The organism is Buchnera aphidicola (Chaitoregma tattakana), assembly GCF_039370165.1.
GTDB lineage: Bacteria > Pseudomonadota > Gammaproteobacteria > Enterobacterales > Enterobacteriaceae > Buchnera_G > Buchnera_G aphidicola_F.
In genome coordinates, this window is the sequence record NZ_CP134991.1 from 161,807 (window position 1) to 179,678 (window position 17,872).

15 protein-coding genes are annotated in these 17,872 nt (G+C 23.7%); 7 read left to right on the plus strand and 8 right to left on the minus strand.

The features are described from left to right. Positions 1–87: 87 nt before the first annotated feature. From aceE to lpdA, 3 genes are all read left to right on the plus strand, one after another. Complete coding sequence (gene aceE, locus RJI84_RS00740) at positions 88–2,751, plus strand: pyruvate dehydrogenase (acetyl-transferring), homodimeric type (protein ID WP_343189220.1); 2,664 nt, start codon at positions 88–90, stop codon at positions 2,749–2,751. 15 nt (positions 2,752–2,766) lie between these two features. Further along, entirely contained in the window at positions 2,767–3,993 is a 1,227-nt protein-coding gene (locus RJI84_RS00745; protein WP_343189221.1) for a 2-oxo acid dehydrogenase subunit E2, read from the plus strand. Between the two features lie 76 nt (positions 3,994–4,069). Continuing rightward, entirely contained in the window at positions 4,070–5,482 is a 1,413-nt protein-coding gene (gene lpdA / locus RJI84_RS00750; protein ID WP_343189262.1) for a dihydrolipoyl dehydrogenase, read from the plus strand. Between the two features lie 349 nt (positions 5,483–5,831). Here lpdA and erpA read toward each other — a convergent pair whose 3' ends face one another. From erpA to ilvB, 6 genes are all read right to left on the minus strand, one after another. Next, positions 5,832–6,149 carry an iron-sulfur cluster insertion protein ErpA gene (gene erpA, locus RJI84_RS00755; protein ID WP_343189222.1) on the minus strand — a complete coding sequence of 106 codons (318 nt, stop codon included), beginning with the start codon at positions 6,147–6,149 and terminating at the stop codon, positions 5,832–5,834. Positions 6,150–6,315: 166 nt separating this feature from the next. Beyond that, positions 6,316–7,479, minus strand: a complete 1,164-nt coding sequence (gene ftsZ, locus RJI84_RS00760) for a cell division protein FtsZ (protein ID WP_343189223.1) — start codon at positions 7,477–7,479, stop codon at positions 6,316–6,318. 18 nt (positions 7,480–7,497) lie between these two features. Next, the gene (gene ftsA, locus RJI84_RS00765) at positions 7,498–8,733 is read right to left on the minus strand and encodes a cell division protein FtsA (RefSeq protein ID WP_343189224.1); all 1,236 of its coding nucleotides are present in this window, start codon (positions 8,731–8,733) and stop codon (positions 7,498–7,500) included. Between the two features lie 261 nt (positions 8,734–8,994). Then, positions 8,995–9,948 (minus strand): 16S rRNA (cytosine(1402)-N(4))-methyltransferase RsmH, encoded by a 954-nt coding sequence (gene rsmH / locus RJI84_RS00770; RefSeq protein WP_343189225.1) that lies wholly within the window; start codon positions 9,946–9,948, stop codon positions 8,995–8,997. 80 nt (positions 9,949–10,028) lie between these two features. Beyond that, on the minus strand, positions 10,029–10,268 hold the full coding sequence (gene ilvN / locus RJI84_RS00775) for an acetolactate synthase small subunit (protein ID WP_343189226.1): 240 nt from the start codon (positions 10,266–10,268) through the stop codon (positions 10,029–10,031). Continuing rightward, complete coding sequence (ilvB, locus tag RJI84_RS00780) at positions 10,265–11,974, minus strand: biosynthetic-type acetolactate synthase large subunit (protein ID WP_343189227.1); 1,710 nt, start codon at positions 11,972–11,974, stop codon at positions 10,265–10,267. The genes ilvN and ilvB overlap by 4 nt, the downstream gene beginning before the upstream one ends. A 287-nt stretch (positions 11,975–12,261) precedes the next feature. Between ilvB and RJI84_RS00785 the strand changes: the two genes are divergently transcribed. Next, entirely contained in the window at positions 12,262–13,656 is a 1,395-nt protein-coding gene (locus RJI84_RS00785; protein WP_343189228.1) for a trypsin-like peptidase domain-containing protein, read from the plus strand. A gap of 74 nt (positions 13,657–13,730) precedes the next feature. On the opposite strand, the gene dapD is transcribed toward RJI84_RS00785, so the two are convergent. Together dapD and map are read right to left on the minus strand one after the other, a co-directional pair. Next, positions 13,731–14,552, minus strand: a complete 822-nt coding sequence (gene dapD / locus RJI84_RS00790; RefSeq protein WP_343189229.1) for a 2,3,4,5-tetrahydropyridine-2,6-dicarboxylate N-succinyltransferase — start codon at positions 14,550–14,552, stop codon at positions 13,731–13,733. Between the two features lie 65 nt (positions 14,553–14,617). Continuing rightward, positions 14,618–15,412, minus strand: a complete 795-nt coding sequence (gene map / locus RJI84_RS00795) for a type I methionyl aminopeptidase (RefSeq protein ID WP_343189230.1) — start codon at positions 15,410–15,412, stop codon at positions 14,618–14,620. Positions 15,413–15,552: 140 nt separating this feature from the next. On the opposite strand from map, the gene rpsB reads away from it, so the two are divergent. The 3 genes from rpsB (at position 15,553) to RJI84_RS00810 (ending at position 17,864) form a co-directional block, all read left to right on the plus strand. Then, a complete protein-coding gene (rpsB, locus tag RJI84_RS00800; protein WP_343189231.1) occupies positions 15,553–16,251 on the plus strand; it encodes a 30S ribosomal protein S2 in 699 nt (232 codons plus the stop codon). Positions 16,252–16,315: 64 nt separating this feature from the next. Next, positions 16,316–17,134 carry a translation elongation factor Ts gene (gene tsf, locus RJI84_RS00805; RefSeq protein WP_343189232.1) on the plus strand — a complete coding sequence of 273 codons (819 nt, stop codon included), beginning with the start codon at positions 16,316–16,318 and terminating at the stop codon, positions 17,132–17,134. Between the two features lie 172 nt (positions 17,135–17,306). After that, complete coding sequence (locus RJI84_RS00810) at positions 17,307–17,864, plus strand: ribosome-recycling factor (protein ID WP_343189233.1); 558 nt, start codon at positions 17,307–17,309, stop codon at positions 17,862–17,864. Positions 17,865–17,872 lie beyond the last annotated feature (8 nt).

Genomic DNA, 17,872 nt, shown 5'->3' on the forward strand with positions numbered 1-17,872 from the left:
CGTTTTTTTTAAAAAATTTTTATTTAATATGTTTTATAAACATTTTTAACTTTTTTTTGAAATACATTAATATAAAATAGGATTTTTATGTATAATAATTTTAATAAAAATATAGATAAATTAGAATTGCATGAATGGTTTTTGTCTATAAAGTCTTTTATTAACAAGGAAGGAATTGCAAATTCAAAAATTTTGTTAAAGGAAATAAATAAAATTTTTCATAAATTTGGGATAGTAATTGATACTACAACAAATTTATCTACGGACTATTTAAATTCTATAGACAAAGATTCAGAAGAAAAATATCCTGGTGATTTAGTTATTGAGAAGAAAATAAGATCTGCAATGCGATGGAATGCAATTGTTATGGTTTTGAAATCATATAATAAAAAGTTAGATTTAGGGGGGCATATTTCTTCTTTTCAATCATCAGCTAATATATATGATGTTTGTTTCAACCATTTTTTTAAAGCTAGTAATAAAGATAATTTAGGAGATTTAATATATTTTCAGGGGCATATTTCTCCAGGAATATATGCTAGAGCATATTTAGAAGGCAGAATTACAGAGCATCAAATGGATAATTTTAGACAAGAAATAAATGGAACTGGATTGCCTTCTTATCCTCATCCTAAGTTGATGCCTGAATTCTGGCAGTTTCCTACTGTTTCTATGGGATTGACTTCTTCTTTTGCTATATATCAAGCTAAATTTTTGAAATATCTTCAGGATAGAGGGTTAAAAGATACTTCTACACAAAAAGTATATGCTTTTTTAGGAGATGGAGAAATGGATGAGCCTGAATCTAAAGGTTTAATTAATATAGCATCAAGAGAAAATTTAAATAATTTAATTTTTATAATAAACTGTAATCTTCAAAGATTAGATGGTCCTGTATATGGTAATGGTAAAATAATAAATGAACTAGAATCTTTTTTTTTAGGAGCAGGATGGAAAGTTATAAAAGTTATATGGGGAAGCGGATGGGATAATATATTACAAAAAGATAGATCAAAAAGATTAGTAAATTTGATGAATGAAACTTTAGATGGGGACTATCAAAATTTTAAATCTAAAAATGGGGCATTTATTAGAAAATTTTTTTTTGGGAAATATAAAGAAACTAAAAAATTAGTATACAGCATGACAGATGATGAAATATTTAGTTTAAAGAGAGGGGGTCACGATTCTCAAAAAATTTTTAATGCTATTAGACAGGCTAATTTAACTAGAAAAAAACCAGTAGTAATACTATTTCACACAGTGAAAGGATACGGTCTAGGAAAAATAGGAGAAAGTAAAAATGTAGCTCATCAACTAAAAAATATTGATATGAACACAATTTTAAAAATAAAAGAAAATCTTTCACTACCTATAGATAAAAAAAAAATTAAGAACTTATCATATATAAAATTTCAAAAAAATACGGAAGAATATAATTATATACATATGCATAGAAAAAGATTAGGAGGATATGTACCATTTCGATTACAAAAGTTTACTAAACATTTTACTTTACCTAAATTTAAAGAATTTTCCTCTATTTTAGTTGAACAGAAAAAAAAACTTTCTACAACTATATCGTTTATTAAAATTTTAAATATTCTATTAAAAAATAAATTTATTAATGAAAGAATTGTTCCTATAGTTGCAGACGAAGCTAGAACTTTTGGTATGGAAGTTTTTTTTAGAAAGATAGGAATATACAATTCTTTAGGGCAAAAATATAATTGCCAAGATAAAAATAATTTTTTATATTATAAAGAAGATAAAAAAGGTCAAATTTTGCAAGAAGGTATCAACGAATTAGGTGCTGCATCTTCATGGTTAGCTGCTGCTACATCATATAGTAATAATAATTTTCCAGTAATTCCATTTTATATATATTATTCTATATTTGGATTTCAACGTGTAGGAGATTTGTTTTGGGCTGCTGGTGATCAACAAGCAAGAGGATTTTTAATAGGTGCTGTGTCAGGAAGAACTACATTAAATGGAGAAGGACTTCAACATGGAGATGGTCATAGTCATATTCAATCTTTAACAATACCAAATTGTATATCTTTTGATCCTGCATATTCTTATGAATTAGCTGTAATTATTCATAATGGTATAGAAAGAATGTATGGAAAATCACAAGAAAATATATATTATTATATAACTGTTACAAATGAAAATTATAATATGCCAAGCATGCCTAAAGACTCTGAATATGGGATATGTAAAGGAATATATAAATTAAAAAAATATAAAGGTAAAGTAGGGAATGTGCAGCTTTTAGGGTCTGGATCAATATTAAATAAGGTGTGCGTTGCTGGGGATATTTTATCAAAAGAATATAATATATCTTCAGATGTTTATAGTGTTACTTCTTTTACAGAGATTGCTAGAGATGGACAAGATTGCGATAGATGGAATATGATGCATCCTAATCGTACAGAAAAAAAACCATATGTTTTTAATGTTATGAATAACAGCCCAGCAATAGCAGCAACTGATTATATGAAATTGTTTGCTGAACAAATAAGAAAATATGTTCCAGCAATTAAATATAGTGTTTTAGGAACTGATGGATTTGGAAGATCTGATAGTAGGAATAAGTTGAGAGAATATTTTGAAATTAATGAATTTTATATAGTTATATCTGCTTTAAGAGAGTTATGCAATCAAAAAGTAATAAAAAAAAATATTTTGTTAGAAGCTATAGAAAAATTTAAGATTGATGTGAACAAAGCAAATCCACGTTTGTAATAAGAGGTTGATATTGTGTATAAAATAGTTAAAATACCCGATGTCGGAAAAGAAGAGTTAGAAATAATAGATATATTAGTTAAAGTTGGTGATGTTGTTAAAAAAAAACAAGAAATAATTGTAATAGAAGGAGATAAAACTTCTATTGAAGTACCTTCCCACAAAGATGGTATTGTAAAAGAAATATTTGTTAGTGTAGGAGATAAAGTAAAATCTAATAACAAAATACTTTTATTAAAAACTAAATTTTTTAAGAAATCTAAAATACCTGGTAAAAATAATAATATATTAGTAAAAAATAAAAAAACATTAGAAATAGACAATCTGAAAAATAATGAAATTTATGCTACTCCAATTGTAAGAAAGTTAGCTAGAGAAAATAATGTAAATTTAGAAGAAATAAAGGGTACTGGAATTAAGGGGAGAATATCTAAAGAGGATTTTGAAAATTTTTTAGAAAAAAAAAGTGTATCTCACATAAAACATGAAAAAAGTGAAGTTTTAGATGAGAAATTTAATTTTAAAAGTTTTGGACCAGTGGACATAATTAAGTTAAGTAAAATACAAAATATTGTGTCTAAAAATTTATGCAGAAGTTGGTCTATTATACCTCATGTTACTCAATTTGATGAAATTGATATTACAGATATAGAAAAATTTAGAAAAAATGTAAATTTGGAAATTTCATCTGAAGAAAATAAATCTAATTATAAAATAACTCTTTTACCTTTCATTGTAAAAGTAATAGGGCTAGCTTTAAAGAAATTTCCTAATTTTAATAGTTCATATTACAGTAAAACTAATACTTTATTTTTGAAAAAATATATTAATGTAGGAGTAGTAATAAATTCTAATAGAGGTATATTCATTCCTGTAATAAAGGACATATTGCAAAAAAGTATATTTAAAATTTCTAAAAATATAAGTTGTTTTTCACAAAAGGTTAGAGATGACTCTTTAAATATAAAAGATATAATTGGCGGAAATTTCACAATATCAAATTTAGGAGGATATGGCAGTCATTATTTTACTCCTATAATTAACCATCCTGAAGTCGCTATTTTAGGAATTTCCAAATATATAAATAAAATAGTTCTATTTAATAAAAAAGTTACATCAAGAACTATGCTTCCTATATCTTTAAGTTATGATCACAGAGTGATAAATGGAGTAGAATCTACAAATTTTATAAATTTTATAAAAAACAAATTAGAAAAATTTTATTATTTTTTAATAAAATAGTTTATGTCTAGTTTTAGTGTTAAGAAATGTTTAGTAAAAAAGATTTTATAATATATAAAATAAGAGAATACTAAAAATTATGAAAGAATTACATACAAATACTGTTGTGATAGGCGGGGGTCCGGCTGGATATTCTGCTGCTTTTAGATTATCAGATTTAGGAATAGATACTGTTTTAATTGAAAAAAATAATGTATTAGGAGGAGTTTGTTTACATAATGGATGTATTCCGTCAAAATATTTATTACATATTGCAAATGTAATAGAAGAAGCAAAAAGGTTGAAAGAGTTTGGAATTAAAATAGATATTAAAAAAATTAATTTTTTTAAGATGATGTTAGAAAAAAATAAAATAATAAATAAATTAAATAATGGACTTGAACATTCTTCTAAACATAAAAAAGTTTCTATATTATATGGCTCTGCTAGTTTTGAAAGTGATAATAGTATTATTATAGACAATTGTAAAAATGATAATAGTATTTACACTAGGGTATTTTTTAAACATGCAGTTATATCTTCTGGTTCTTCCCCTATTTTGATTCCTAATATTCCATATACAAATCCAAGAGTTTGGGATTCTACTGATGCATTAAATTTTTTAAATCTACCTAAAAAAATGTTAATAATTGGATCTGGTGTTATAGGTATGGAAATAGCTTCCATTTATAGTTCTTTTGGATCAGAAATAGATGTTGTCGAAAGATCTAAAGTTTTTTTTTCTACTCTAGATAATGATATTTCTAATATTTTTAAAAATTCTTTTAGTAGTAGATTCAGATTACTTTTAGGTACTACTATTACCAAAATTTCTGAGACAAACGATGGATTGTTAGTAAGTTTAACAGGATTAAAAAATTTTAATAGAAAAATTTTGTATGATGTGGTATTGGTTGCAGCTGGAAGAAAAGCTAACATTGAAAGTTTGAAATTAGAAAATGTTTCTATAGATGTTGATACATTTGGTCATATTAAAGTTGATGATAAGCTATGTACTAATATAAAAAATATTTATGCTATAGGAGATGTAGTAGGCAATCCTATGTTAGCACATAAAGGATCTTATCAAGGTAAATTGGTTGCAGAAATAATATTCGGTAAAAATGTTTTTTATGATCCTAAAGTAATACCTTATATTATATATTCTATCCCGGAAGTAGCTTGGGTAGGAACTTTAGAAATGGATGCAATTAAGAACGATATAGATTATAAAGTTTCTAAATTTCCATGGTCTTTTTCTGGAAGATCCTGTGCATCTAGAAATAAATTGGGGCTAACAAAATTAATATTTGATAAAAGCTCCAATAGAATTATAGGGGGGGCAGTAATAGGAGTGGGAGCTAGTGAAATTCTAGGAGAGATTAGTTTAGCTATAGAAATGTGTTGTGACGCTGAAGATATTTCTTTAACTATGCATGCACATCCAACTTTATATGAGACTATATCTATTACTTCAGAAATTTTTCAAGATAAATGTATAGATATATAGTTTTTAATATATTATTATATAAAAATTTATTATATAAATATTCTAATAAAAATTTTTTTTTATTAATTAATAATTTAACATATTTTAATAATAAATATTATTATATTTTATTGTTTTGTTCAAATGTTACATGCATATTATTTTATTAAAATTTTATATTTTATTAGAAATATATTTTAATTTTTTATTACAGTTAATATGCATGTACTGTTTATTAAATAGTTTTATGTACTTATTTATAATATTTTCTTTATTTTATTTTTTTATAGTTAAAATATGTTTGTATTAATGTGTTACATAATCTTATGAAAATTTGTTTTTTCTAAAATTTTATATTTTTGAAAATACTTTATATACTAAATGAAATTCCACAACTGCATGTAGTTTTAGCATTAGGATTCTTTACTATGAATTTTGATCCATCTAAGTTTTCTAAATAATCTATCTTTCCATTTTGTAGATACTGTATACTAATACAGTCTATTATTATATTTATATTATGCTTTGCTATAACTATATCATCGTTTTTTTTTTTTTTTTCTATTTTAAACTCATACTTAAATCCATTGCATCCACCTCCTATTATATATATTCTAAAATATAATTTTTTATTAGTAATTTGTGAAATTTTTTTTATAGATTTTTTTGTAAATTTAATGTTTTTCATTTTGTGTATTTTTTAAAAAAATATATATATAATATATTTATTTATAAAAGTTAAAAAAAATTTATTATACTTATATAATAAAAAGTATTAGTAAATATATTTGTTAAAGCGTCGCTATAGTTAGTTATATATTCTATTTTGTTAAATATCATAAGTTACCTATTTTTTATATTTTGTTTTTATTATGATTTCTTAAAAATGTTGGTATGTCTAAATAATCCATTTTTTTATTTTTTTTTATATAATCTTCATTTCTTGAATTAATTTCTGTTATTACTTTATTACTTTCTTTCTTTTTTTGCAAATATTGTTTTTGATATTTTAATTGATTTTTTTCAAAAGTTTTTTTTTTAGTGTTATTTATATTATAAATTTTTTCTGGAGATATTCCTGTAGCAACTATTGTCACTCTTAGCTCTTCTTGCATATCATCATCTAATGATGTTCCTATTACTACAGTTGCGTTTTCTGAAGAAAAATTTCTAATTGTATTACCTACTATTTCAAATTCTTCTAATTTTAAATCTAATCCAGCTGTTATGTTTACTAGAACTCCTCTTGCTCCAGATAAATCTATATCTTCTAATAAAGGACTAGAAACTGCCATTTCAGCCGCCTCTTCAGCTCTATTATCACCGGAAGATACTCCAGTCCCCATAATAGCATATCCCATTTCTGACATAACTGTTCTAACATCTGCAAAATCTACATTCATAAGCCCTGGTTTAGTTATAAGTTCAGCTATTCCTTGTACAGCCCCATTTAGAACATTATTTGCTGCTCTAAATGCATCTAATAGTGAAATTCCTCTTGTTAATACTTTAAGCAATTTGTCATTAGGTATTGTTATCAGTGAATCTACATTTTTAGACAGCTCCATGATTCCCTGCTCTGCATATAACATTTTTTTTTTACCTTCAAAACTGAATGGTTTGGTTACCACTGCTACAGTCAATATACCCATATTTTTTGAGATTTCAGCTATTATAGGAGCCGCTCCAGTCCCGGTCCCTCCTCCCATGCCGGCAGCTATAAAAATCATATCAGCTCCTTCTATAGCTGTTTTTAAAGATTCTTTATCCTCTTTTGCTGAACTTTTACCAATTTCTGGATTAGATCCAGCTCCTAAACCTCTAGTTATGTTTTTTCCTATTTGTATTGTTTGTTCAACCTCTATTTTTTTTAGTGCTTGTGAATCAGTATTAACAGCAAAAAATTCTACTCCTGCAATTTTTTCCTTAATCATATGTTCTATAGCATTTCCACCTCCCCCGCCTACTCCCATAACTTTTATGACAGCTTCTTTAATAGAATCTAAATTTTCGAACATTTTTTTACCTTATATTTTTTATTTTATTATCCAGCTATTTATTTTGTTTATAATTTTTTTTATAAAATTTATATTTTTCGAGTTTTTAATAAATAAACTATTTTTTTTTACATATTTTAGAACACCTATAGATGTTGAATAAATGGGATCATATATGTTTTTATATTTGTCTATAACATTTTTAGGTTTTGCTATTCTTACTGTTGTAAAAAAAATTTTTTGTGCACAATGTTTTAAAAATTTTATTTTTGATCCACCTCCTGTAATAACTATCCCTTTTTTTAGTTCAACTTCTTTTCCAGTGTTTTTATATATTTTTTTTTGTATTTTAATAATTTTTGATTTTACTATATTTAACAATTCTATATATCTTGGTTCTATAACATCTATTAAACTTTGTATAGTAATATTTTTTATTACATTACCTTTTTTATCTAAGACGTTGTTATTATTTATTTTTTCTAATATTGGTATGGTAGTGCAACCATAATTTATTTTTATTTTCTCTGCTTGTTTGTAAGATATAGAAAATGCATATGCTATGTCATTTGTAACAAGTGAGCTTGCATAAGGTATAACATGATTATATATTGTATATCCATTATAATATACACTAAGGTCTATTGAATGACTTCCTATGTCTATCATGCATACTCCAAGTTTTTTTTCTTCATGTGTTAAAACAGCTTCACTAGAAGCTATACCAGAAAATATTAGTTCTTTTACTTTTATTTTACATTTTTCTATAGATTTTTTTATATTATTGTATATTTCTTTATGACATGTTATCAAATGAACTCGACCTTTCATCCTCATTCCAGATAGACCTATTGGATTTTTTATTCCTGTTCTTTTATCTATAGAATATTCTTGTGGTATTACATGTAATATTACATGTTCATTATTTATTTTTATAGATTTTGCTGAATATATAACATTGTCTATATCTTTTTTTTTTACTTCTTTCCCAGATATTGGTATAATTCCAATTTCATTGTGACATTTTATTTTTTTATGCGATATAGATAGATATGCTGACTGTATTTTATATTGTGCCATTTTTTCTGCTTTATTTATAGACTTTTTTATACATCTATTTATAGACTCTAAATCATATATGCCTTTTTTATTTATTCCTTTAGATTTTATTTTTCCTACTCCTACTATTTTTATATTATTATTATAAATTTTTCCTATTAATGTAACTATTTTATTATGGCCTATTTCTATACTTGAAACTAATGTTTTTTCCATATTTTGTGTCACTTTTATACTGTGTTTACAATTTTTTTTATGTTTTTATTTATTGTATATAATTTTTTCTATTTATATTTATTTTTTAAAAATTGTTTTTTCTATGTAAATATAATATGTTCTTTAAAAGAAATGTTGCTTATTATATTACTTTATAATTTTATTATGAATAGTTTTTATATTATCTATATATTTTTATATAATTTGTTTTTTTAATATTTTACTTATATGTTTTTTTTTTTGATTTTTTTTATATTTTTTTTAACAGTTTATTAATTCTGCAATTCTAAGTATTGCACTTCTAGATTTTACATTTTTATTTATTTCAATATTACTAGGTTTTATTTTTTTAAATATTTTTAATCTTCTTCCTTTATTTAAAATATTTATTTCTGTATTTGTTATAGGTAGTTTGCTTGGTATAAACATTTTTGTACTATTTATTTTCATAAATTTTTTTACAATTTTGTCTTCTAAAGAGTTGAAACTAATTACTAAAAGTCTTCCAGTAACAGATAATATTTTTAATGAATCTTCTAATATTTTTTTTATATTTTTTAATTCTTTGTTTATATGTATTCTTATAGCTTGAAAAGTTTTAGTAGATGGATTTCTCTTTCTATTTTTTTTATATATACTTTTGTTAATTATATTAGATAATTCTAAAGTACTTTTTATTTTTTTTTTTTTTCTATATTTAACTATATTTTTAGATATTTGTTTAGAAAATTTTTCTTGTCCAAATTTTTTTATTACATTTTGAATTTCATTAGCATTACTGCTGTTAATCCAAGTTTGTGCTGTTATACCTCTTTTTTGGTTAAATCTCATATCTAAAGGACCATCTAACATAAAAGAAAATCCTCTATTTGGATTTTTTATTTGATTATTAGAAAATCCTAAGTCTAATAAAATTCCGTCTACTTTTTTATTAATTTTAAATTTTTTCGTATATTTAAACAAATTTTTGAAGGAGTCATTTATAAACTTAAAATTTTTGCTTATTATTTTTTTAGAATATTTTATAGTTGATGGATCTTTATCTAAGGAATATAAAAAGCCATTTTTTCCTATTCTTTTTAAAATTTGTTTCGAGTGTCCTCCCGTACCAAATGTACAATCTATATATATTCCATTTTTTTTAATTTTTAAAAATTTTATTACTTCTTTTAAAAGTACTGGAATATGATTGTTTTCTTTTACATAATTTTTCATAGTTTTATTATTTATAATTTTTTAGTTTTTAAAAATGTGTATTTTTAGTATATTTATATTTCCAAATTTTTTTTATAAAATTATGTAGATATTATTTTTACATTTAGTACGTTTATTAATTTGTATAGTTGTTTTTTAATTTGTTCATTTAAATTAATATTTTCAGACAACTCTATTAAAACTGTTGAGAGTTTATTATTTTTTTTTAAGGGCTTAGCGATAAGTCTTTCTATGTTATATCCTCTTTGCGAAAATAATCCTATTACTCTTGATAATACTCCTGGTTGATTTTCTAATAATATATATAATATTTTTTTCATAATTTTTCCGTTTTTTTTTCCAAAATCATCTTATTCATTCCCTGCCCTTTAATTTGCATAGGATATACATGTTCAGAAGAATCTATTTTTATGTCTAAAAATACTAATTTTTTTAGTTTTGTTTTTTCTAAAGCATATTTTATTGTTTTATATAATTCTTTTTTTTTAAATATTTCTATTCCTATATGACCATATGATTTTGCTAATTTTGAAAAGTTTGGTAATGACTTCATATATGATTGAGAATATCTACTAGAATAGTTTATATCTTGCCATTGTTTTACCATGCCCAATACACTATTATTTAAACTTATTATTAAAATAGGTATATTATATTGTTTTGCAGTAGAAAGTTCTTGTATATTCATTTGAATACTTCCATCTCCTGTAATACATATTACATTCCTTTCAGGGAAAGCTAATTTTACCCCTAATGCTGCAGGAAAACCAAAACCCATTGTTCCTAAACCCCCAGAATTTATCCAATCTCTAGGATGTTCAAAAGAATAATGTAAAGCGGTGAACATTTGATGTTGCCCTACATCAGATGTTATATATGCATTTCCTCTAGTAACCTTCCATAATGTTTCTATTACATATTGTGGTTTAATTTTTGTAGAAACATTTTCATATTTTAAACTATTTATTTTCCGCCATGATTGTATTTTTTGCCACCATTTTTTTATATTGTTTTTATATCTTTTTTTTTGTAAAATTTTTATAATTTTTTTTATTATTTTCTTAGCATCTCCAATAACAGATATATTAGATCGTACAGTCTTGGATATTGAAGTTGGATCTATATCTATATGAATAATTTTTGAATAAGGGCAATATTTATTAATATTATTAGTAGTTCTATCATCAAATCTTACTCCTATAGCTAATATTATATCAGAATTGTGCATTGCCATATTTGCTTCGTAAGTTCCATGCATACCAAGCATTCCGAGGCATTGTACATGCCTTCCTGATATTAATCCTAGCCCCATAAGAGATGTAGTTACAGGAAAATTAAATTTTTCTAACAATATTAATAAGTGTTTACTACATCCAGAAGAAACAGCGCCTCCTCCTACAAACACCATAGGTCTTTTAGAATGCATTATTTCTTTTGAGATTTTTTTTATTTTTTCTATATCTATATTTTTAGGTTTTTTTTCTGTTATATTATTTTTTTTGTATATATTAATTGTTTTTCTTTTTATATTATTAGACAATATGTTTTTTGGAATATCTATTACTACAGGACCTTTTCTTCCATTAGATGATATATAAAAAGATTTTTTAAATATTTCCGGAATTTCTATAGTATTTTTTATTAAAAAACTATGCTTAACTATTGGTCTAGATATTCCGATCATGTCGCATTCTTGAAAAGCATCATACCCTATTAGTGAAGAATCTACCTGACCTGATATTATTATCATTGGTATAGAATCCATATATGCAGTAGCTATTCCGGTAATAGCATTTGTAGCTCCCGGCCCTGATGTTACTAAAACTACACCTATTTTTCCAGTGGCTCTAGCATATCCGTCAGCCATATGTGTTGCTGCTTGTTCATGTCTCACTAATATATGTTTTATTTTTCCAATTCTTTTAATGGAATCATATATATCAAGAACTGCTCCTCCTGGATATCCAAATATATATTCAGTTTTTTGTTCAATTAAAGCATTTACTACTATATCAGCTCCTAACATTTTTTTTCCTTTAATAATTATATATTATTAAAATTTAAATATACACATTCTATATTTTATTTATTTTGTATACTTTTATATTATACATTTTGTATATAATTTTTATTATAATAATTTTCTTTTGCGTTATTATATTTTTAATTTGTTTTGTGTTATATAATTAACTTAATATTTTTTAAAAACTTATTTATATTTGTTCAAAAAGTTTTTGAATAATATTTATTACTAAATATTATCATATAATCTTATAAAATGTTTTTTAAAATATCTTCAAATGAGAGATAATTATGTTTAGTTTGGTTAATATAAAAAAATTTTTTATATATTTTTTATTTTTTAGTGTTTCTACTTTTTTTTTAAAGCCAGTAAGTTGTTGTGAATCACATAGTTATAACATTTATCATGTATCTTATCCTAGTTTATCTAACATTATTGAAAAAGCAATGCCGTCTATAGTTAGTATAGATGCAGAAGGAACTAAACTTTTTCACAAAAAAAAACATGAAAAGACATATTACAAAAATTTCAAAAGAAGTCATAAATATAAAGTTAACGATGACTTAGAAAAAAGATATTTTAATTCTTTAGGATCTGGAGTAATAATAGATTCTAAAAATGGTTATGTTGTTACAAATAGTCATGTAATTAATGATTCGTATGACATACAAGTAAAATTAAATGATGGAAGGATTTTTCAATCAGAAGTCGTGGGTATGGATAATAATTCTGATATTGCTGTAATAAAATTGAAGGACGCAAAAGATTTAATCTCTATGAAGTTTTCTGATTCTGATTATGTAAATGTTGGAGATTATGTTATAGCTTTGGGAAATCCATATGGGTTAGGTAATACAGCTACTTATGGTATTGTATCTGCGATAGGGCGAAGTGGATTGAACATTGAAAATTATGAAAATTTTATTCAGACTGACGCTGCTATTAATAAAGGAAGTTCTGGTGGAGCTTTAATAAATTTACAGGGTAATCTTGTTGGTTTAAACACTGCTATATTATCTCCTAAAGGAGGTAACATAGGTATAGGTTTTTCTATACCTTCTAACATGGTAAAAAATTTAATAAATCAAATAATAAAATATGGAAAAGTGCAAAAAAAAGAATTAGGAATAATAGGTGTGGAACTAAACGAAGAGATATCTAATTTAATAAATTTAAAAATTACAAAAGGTATATTTGTCAGTGAAGTGGTTCATAACTCTTTAGCAGAAAAGTTTGGAATTAAATCTAAAGATATAATTATTTCTATGAATGATAAGTTAATAAACAATTTTTTGTCTTTCAAGGCGGAAATTTATTCTATGCCTTTGGATAAAGAAGTGAAATTAAAAATAATTAGAAGTGGAGAAATTAAGTATTTTTTTATTAAAATGTATGATGTTGATTCTTGTGACTCATATAATCTTGGTTTATATAATAAAATACCTGGATTGCTAATATCTGTTAGTAAAAAAGATAGTAATAATGTTCTTAGAATAGAGCATGTTAAAATAAATAGTTACGCTTATAAAGTTGGATTTAGAAAAAATGATATAATAGTAAATATTAATAATAATATAATATATGATTTAACTAAATTAGACTATATAGTTTCTAAAAAGAATTCTTTGTCAATATTTTGCATAAAAAGAGATAATAATGATATATATATATTTATAAGATTTTAAAAAAAAATATAATTTTGTTCTTCCGATAAATTATTTGTCAGAAGAACAAAAACTTTTTTGTAAAATTTTTACTATTATAAATTTCTTAATATTTTATTAATTTTAGTTTTTTTTAATGTGTTTTTATCTACATTTTTTACAATAACAGCACAATATAAATTATGTTTTTTGTCTTTTGAAGGTATAGATCCCGGTACTACAACAGATCCTTTAGGAATTTTTCCATATGTTATTTCTCCAGTATTTCTATTATATATTTTAGTACTTTGCCCGATATATACACCCATAGAAATTACTGATCCTTCTTCTATAATTACTCCTTCAACAATTTCTGATCGTGCTCCTATAAAACAATTATCTTCTATAATAGTAGGTTTTGATTGTATAGGCTCTAAAACTCCTCCTATTCCTACTCCTCCAGATATATGTACATTGTTTCCTATTTGCGCACATGATCCAATTGTAGCCCATGTGTCTATCATTGTGTTTTTTCCTATATACGCTCCTATGTTTATATAACAAGGCATTAAAACACTATTTTTATTTATATAAGCACCATATCTTACAGTAGCTTGTGGAACTACTCGGACTTTTTCTTTTTCAAATTGTTCATCGTGATAATCTGTATATTTTAATTTTATTTTGTCATAATATGTAGTTTCTAAACTATGTATAATTTTATTTTTAGATAATATAAACTTTAATAATATTGCTTTTTTTATCCATTCATTATTTTTCCATGATGTATTTTTTTTTTCAGCAACTCTAATTTCTCCATTATCTAACATTTTTATTATTTTGTTTATGGAATTTATTAGTTCTTTATTTTTTTCTTTTAAATTTATATCTTTCTTTTTACTAAATGCATTTTCTATAATTTCTTTTATTTTTTGCATGTTTTTCTCAATTAAAATTTAATAGTTTTAAAAAATTAATTTATTCTTAATATATTATAACATTTTTATTTATTATTTATTAATATTTTGTTTATATTTTCTTCTTTTTGTATTGTTAAAATATTGCATCCATTATTTGTAACTAATACAGTGTGCTCATATTGAGCTGAGTAACTTTGGTCTTTTGTTTTAATTGTCCATCCATCTGAACAACAATATACTTCTTTTTTTCCTAAATTTATCATAGGCTCTATAGTAAATGTCATACCTGGTTTTAAAATAGTTTTTTGATGTTCATTTTTGTAATGTAATATTTGTGGTTCTTCATGAAATTTCCTACCTATACCATGCCCACAATATTCTTCTACTATAGAAAGTTTTTTTTTAAATATATAATTTTGTATACTAGAGCCTAAAATTGAAATTTTTATTCCTGGCTTTATTAATTTTAGAGCTATATATAAACTATTTTTAGTAGCTTCACATAGTTTTTTGTTTCTTTCGTTTACAGATCCTACCATAAACATTTTCGACGCATCCCCATGATATCCATTTTTTATAACGGATACGTCGACGTTTACTATATCTCCGTCTTGCAGTTTAGTGCTGTTTGGTATTCCATGACATACTGTGTTATTTATGGAGATACAGGTAGATTTAGGGAAACCTTTATATCCAAGACAAGCTGGTATTGCTTTTTGCTCATATATTATATAATCATGGCATATTTTATCTATTTTTTCAGTTGTTATTCCAGGAAATATGTAAAGTTCTATCATTTCTAATACTTCTGAAGTTAATTTCCCAGCAGCTTCCATTTTTTCTATTGCTTCTTTATCTTTTATTTGTATTTTTTCCATATCTTTTTGTGATTATTTTTATTTTATTTAAACTTTTATTTTAGTTTATAATATAATATAAAATAATTTTGTAAAAATATGTTTTTTTAATTAAAATTACATTTTTTGCATATAATTAAACTATTAGGAAATTACATTATATGAAAACTGTTTCTATGAAAGATATGTTAAACGCTGGAGTACATTTTGGGCATCAAACTAGATATTGGAATCCTAAGATGAAGCCGTTCATTTTTGGGTCTCAAAATAAGGTGCATATTATAAATTTAGAAAGAACTATTCCTTTGCTTAATATTGCAATTGTTGCATTAAAAAAAATGTGTAATAAAGGAAGCCGAATTTTATTTGTGGGGACAAAAAAGGTTGCATCACAAATAATTAAAGAAGTAGCTGTTTCTTGTAAGCAATTCTATGTAAATAATAGATGGCTAGGGGGTATGTTAACAAATTGGAAAACAGTTAGGCAATCTATAAAAAAGTTAAAAGATTTAGAGGCAGAGTCTTTAGATGGTACTTTTGAAAAACTTACAAAGAAAGAAGTTTTATTAAGAGTGCGAAAACTTAATAAGTTAGAAAGTAGTTTAGGTGGCATTAAAAATATGGGCGGAATACCAGATGCATTGTTTGTAATAGATGCAAATTATGAAAAAATAGCTATTGCTGAAGCTAATAATCTAGGAATTACGGTTTTTTCAATAGTAGATACTAATTCTAATCCTGATGGAATAGATTTTATAATCCCTGGAAATGATGATTCAATAAGATCAATTAAATTATATTTATACATGATAAAAAATGCAATATATATTAAAAATAATAAGATTATAAAAAAAGTATAAATATTTTAGTAATAAAAAATTTTATATAAAAGTACTCTTTTAATGTATTTCAGGGAAACATTTTATGAAAAATATTTCTTACAATTTAGTAAAAAAATTAAGAGAAATTACAGGAATAGGAATTTTAGACTGCAAAAAAGAAATAATTATTACAAATGGAGATATAAAGAAAGCAATTTTAAATTTGAGAAAACGAGGTGCTATAAAAGCGGAAATAAAAAATATAAAAAAAACTAATAGTGGTATTATATTAGTTAGTAGAAAAAAAGATTTTTGTGCCATTTTAGAAATAAATTGTGAAACAGATTTTGTTGCTAATAGTAAGAATTTTTATCAGTTTGGAAGTAAAATAATAGAATATGCTATACAAAATTCTTGTAAAAGTTTAGAACAATTAACAACAAAGTTTGAAAGTTTGAGAATAGATCTCTTAAATAGAGTTAATGAAAATATTAAAATTAGTAGATATAATTTTATTGAAGATGATATTTTATATAGTTATATTTATCGCAATAAAATAGGAGTGTTACTTTCTGTAGAAATAAAAAAATATAATAAACATGATAAGTATGATAATAATATTTTAAAACAAATTTCTATGCATATAGTAGCTAAAAATCCAAAATATTTAAATTTTCAAGATATTCCTAAAAATATTATTAATAAGGAAAAGTCTATTCAATTAGAACTTACGAAAAAATTGAAAAAACCACAAAAGTTTTTTCAAAAAATTGTAAGAGGAAAGGTTAGAAAATTTTTTTCTCAGATAATTTTAATGGAGCAAAATTTTGTAATGAAAGAAAATATTACTATAAATCAATTAGCTTTAAAAAATAATATTATTATAAAAAAATTTGTGAGATTAGAAGTTGGAGAAATTTAAACATACTTTGTTTTATTTTTCTGAGAAGCTGTATTATACAGCTTCTATATATAAAATTTTTTTTTATTTTCTATTTTATTTACTACTTTGCAGATGTATAATATAAATATTAATAATATAAAATTAATTTTTATTTTTATTTTTTTTTTAAAAAATTTTGCGGGGTTACATTTTGATAGACAATATAAAAAATATTACTATAAGAAATATGAATAGTTGTATTAATTTATTTCAAAAAAGTATAGATTCTATAAGAGTAGGAGCTGCTAACTCTTCATTAATAGAAAATATTTTAGTAGAATATTATGGTAAAAAATTTTTTTTAAACAAAATTTCAAGAATAATAGTATATAACACAAACACTCTTAAAATAAATGCATTTGATAAAACCATTAATAATGCAATAGTAAAATCTATTTTAAAAGCCAATATAGGTTTAAATCCCTACATAAAAGATAATGACATTTTTATATCTTTGCCTCCTGTTACTAATGAGAAAAGAAAACAGTTAATTAAACTAATATACTCAGAGGGTGAAAAGACAAAAATTAATATTAGATTAGTAAGAAGAGATGCAAACATAAAATTTAACAATATGTATTTAGATAAGATAATTGATAAAGACAGTAAATATAGAATAGAAAAAGAGATACAAATTATTACTAACGATTTTATAAACAAAGTTGACAAAATTATTTCTTTAAAAGAATCTATTTTAAAAAAACAATAATATTACTT